Genomic DNA, 3,043 nt, shown 5'->3' with positions numbered 1-3,043 from the left:
GGCTTCGGCGGAGGCGGTGGAGGTTTCGGCGGCGGTGGAGGAAGCTCCGGCGGCGGCGGCGCGAGCGGACGGTGGTGAGTTTCTCCGCCCCCCTAAACATCGCGCCGGGTTTTATTCCCGGCGCCAGATCGCAACACGACGACGAAGACGGGTCCCGGGAACAAGTCCCGGGACGACACTTTTTATTTGGGTCTAGCGCATACGTTAGCGCACCATTGCAGCCGCCGCTTTCGCCTCGTTCTTCGCGTAATCGCGGAACGCCTTGAAGACGCCGAGTTTCACATCTGGATCGAGGCCAGCGCCCATGCGCAGAAGCTGCAGACAGAACCAGCCCTGCTGACCCCAGCCATTGAGGCCACGCACCAGCGCGACGGGGCTCGACGGACCGAGAAGCCCGGGCCCGATGCGCAGCGTCTTTTCAAAGGCCGGCGTCTCGCGCAGCTCGCCGCTGAGAAGACGCGCCGCAATCGCCGGATCGACACAGAGCGGGCGGCCGAGGCCGATGATGTCGGTCGCGCCGGACTGCAGCGCCGCGTTCATGCCGTCGAGCGTGCGGAAGCCGCCCGTCACCATCAGCGGCAGGGTGACGGTCTTGCGGATGTCGGCGGCGTAGTCGAGGAAATAGGCTTCGCGCGCGACGGTACTCTGGCGGCGCTTCTCGGTGCGCTCTGGATGGAGCGTCATGTCCTCGCGGCCGGTGAGCGCGGGCTGCTCGTAGGTGCCGCCTGAAATCTCGACCAGATCGACATGCTCGTCGTTGAGCCAGCCCGCGACCTTCAACGAGTCCTCATGGCTGAAGCCGCCGCGCTGGAAATCCGCCGAGTTGAGTTTCACCGAAACCGGGAAGTCGGCGCCCACCGCCTTGCGCACCGCGCGCACGACTTCCAGGAGAAGCCGCGCCCGGTTTTCGAGGCTGCCGCCCCATTCGTCGGTGCGGTTGTTGACGTCCGGCGAAAGGAACTCGGAGATCAGATAGCCATGCGCGCCGTGGATTTGTACGCCGGTGAAGCCCGTATCCCGCGCCACCGTGGCGACGAAGGCGAAGCGCCGGATAACGTCCTCGATCTCGGCGCCGGTGAGCGCGCGCGGCTTGCCGAATTGCGCGCCCGGCATGTCGAGGATCTTGTCGGAAGGGCCGACCGGCTCGTTGTTAACGGAGGCCGGTGTCTGCCGCCCGGCATGGCTAATCTGCATCCAGAGATGCGTGTTGTCGACCGTGCCCGCCTTGGCGTAGTCGCGCAGCGCCGCGATCGCCTCGTTCGATTGCGGCCCGTCGATCGCCACATTGCCGGGACGTTCGAGATAGCGCCGGTCGACATGGACATTGCCGGTGATGAGCATCCCCGCCCCGCCCTCCGCCCAGCGGCGGTAAAGCTTCACATGGCCTTCGGTCGCGCGGTTCCGTCCGTCGCCCAACCCTTCGGTCATGGCCGCCTTGGACAGACGGTTCTTCAGCACCGCGCCGCAGGGCAGCGTGAAGGGCGTCGAGATGGTGATCTTGCCGGACATCGGAATTCCTCCCTGAATTTCGCGATGACCGAATGTGACAGATCGGTCGGACCGATCAAGACGGCGAAGCGAGACGATTGCGGCGCGGCCGGAGAGATGCGTAAATTCAGCGTTCCAGAGGGGGGAATCATGGACGGGCTCAAATTCCGGACGGCGAAGCCGAAGCTTCCGCCGGCGGCCATTGTGGGATTTCTCGGCAGGATCAGGGACGGGCTCACCGGCCTGACGCGCCGCATGGTGCCGCCCCCGGTCGCCGTCGTCGAAATGCTGACGGGCTTCTGGGCCTCGCAGTCGATCTCGGTCATGGCGAAATTCGGCGTCGCCGATCACATGAGCGAGAATGCCGCGACGTCGTCCCGCGCGCTTGCCGAGAAGCTCGAGCTTCACCCGGATGCGCTCTACCGCATCATGCGGGCGCTCTCGACCGTTGGCATCTTCGCGGAGGACCGCGCCGGCGAGTTTCGCCTGACGCCGATCGGCGCGACGCTGAGGACCGACCACCCGCAATCGATGCGCTATTTCTCGATCTATCAGGGCCAACTCAACTGGGACAACTGGGGCGCGCTCGACCATTGCGCCAGGACCGGCGGCAACGCCATTGAACACCTGCACGGCAAAAAACCCTTCGAGCACATCTCGGGCACGCCGGAACGCGCCGACATTTTCGACAAGGGCATGGTCAACGTCTCGGATATGGAACTCGATCCGGTACTCGCGGCCTATGATTTTTCACCTTTCAAGACGATTGCCGATATCGGCGGCGGCTACGGCGCCGTGCTCGCTTCGATCCTGATGCTCAATCCGGGCGCAAGGGGCGTCCTCTTCGACCTGCCCCAGACGGCGGATGGCGCGAAGCGCTATTTCGAAGCGGCAGGCCTCGGGCCGCGCGTGACGGTCGAGGGCGGCAGCTTCTTCGACGGCGTGCCGGGCGGTGCCGACGCCTATCTGATGAAGCATATCGTTCACGACTGGTCGGACGAGGAATCGATCCTCATCATGAAGAACATACGCGCGAAGATTCCGGCGAGCGGCAAGCTCCTCCTCGTCGAGCATGTGATCCCCGCGCCCGGCGTTCCGCATTTCTCGAAATTCCTCGATCTCGAAATGCTGGTCGCGACGACGGGCCGCGAGCGCACCGAAGAGGAATATCGCGCGCTGATGGCGAAGGCCGGCTTCCGCCTCGACCGCATCGTGCCGACGATCTCGCTCGCCAGCGTTATCGAGGGGAGTCCGATTTGATACGGAGGCCGTGAGGCTTTCGGCCTCGCCCTTCGAGACGGGCCTGCGGCCCTCCTCAGGGTGAGGAACCACTTCAGCGCCCTCACCCTGAGGAGGCGCGATAGCGCCGTCTCGAAGGGCGAAGCCGCTGTGCCGATTGCCCCTGCCCGCCTCTGCGCCCTACAATCGGCCTCGATTCGTTCCCCCATCTTGAAGTTTGAGTTTTCATGGCCGCCCGCAAGACGTCCAAATCCGACGACACCAGCGATCTCTTTGCCGCCGCACCCAAGGCGCAGAAGTCTCCAAAACCTGTGGC

General features: G+C 64.9%; 2 protein-coding genes. One reads left to right on the top strand and one right to left on the bottom strand.

The window, feature by feature from the left end:
* Positions 1-204 precede the first annotated feature (204 nt).
* Positions 205-1,509 (bottom strand): NADH:flavin oxidoreductase/NADH oxidase family protein, encoded by a 1,305-nt coding sequence (locus VMR03_RS13680; RefSeq protein WP_325406136.1) that lies wholly within the window; start codon positions 1,507-1,509, stop codon positions 205-207.
* A gap of 129 nt (positions 1,510-1,638) precedes the next feature.
* On the opposite strand from VMR03_RS13680, the gene VMR03_RS13675 reads away from it, so the two are divergent.
* Positions 1,639-2,748, top strand: a complete 1,110-nt coding sequence (locus VMR03_RS13675) for a methyltransferase (RefSeq protein WP_325406134.1) — start codon at positions 1,639-1,641, stop codon at positions 2,746-2,748.
* Positions 2,749-3,043 lie beyond the last annotated feature (295 nt).

Source organism: Parvibaculum sp., assembly GCF_035511255.1.
Taxonomy (GTDB): Bacteria; Pseudomonadota; Alphaproteobacteria; order Parvibaculales; family Parvibaculaceae; genus Parvibaculum.
The sequence above is the reverse complement of the archived record's forward strand: the minus strand, read 5'-3'. Positions and strand labels throughout refer to the sequence as shown.

Excerpts from the sequence above, each read along its gene's own strand:
- VMR03_RS13675 (WP_325406134.1), top strand. The coding sequence starts at position 1,639 with ATGGACGGGCTCAAATTCCGGACGGCGAAGCCGAAGCTTCCGCCGGCG.
- VMR03_RS13680 (WP_325406136.1), bottom strand. The coding sequence starts at position 1,509 with ATGTCCGGCAAGATCACCATCTCGACGCCCTTCACGCTGCCCTGCGGC.